Raw genomic sequence first — 252 nt, 5'->3', positions numbered from 1 at the left:
AGGTTCGACAAGGCGAGGTGACACGATGGTGAGGCTGGCGACAGCCGACCTGATCTCAAGGGCGCGGGCCGGCGACGGCGACGCGTTCCGCCAACTGACCGAGCCGCACCGCCGAGAACTCCAGGTGCATTGCTACCGGATGCTTGGATCCTTCCAGGACGCCGAGGACGCCCTTCAGGATGCCCTGCTGGCCGCCTGGCGAGGCCTCAGAGGGTTCGAAGGACGGGCCTCGCTTCGCACTTGGCTATACCG

The 252-nt window shown here is 66.7% G+C and carries 1 protein-coding gene; it reads left to right on the top strand.

What is annotated here, in order from left to right; translation table 11 throughout:
- Positions 1-25: 25 nt before the first annotated feature.
- Positions 26-252, top strand: a 227-nt coding sequence (locus RMT89_RS44405) for a sigma factor (protein WP_315889431.1), incomplete at its 3' end; no start/stop codon positions are given.

The sequence above is a fragment of the Streptomyces sp. P17 genome (assembly GCF_032436805.1).
In the GTDB taxonomy this organism is placed as follows: domain Bacteria; phylum Actinomycetota; class Actinomycetes; order Streptomycetales; family Streptomycetaceae; genus Streptomyces.
This window is presented reverse-complemented; position numbering and strand designations above follow the sequence as displayed.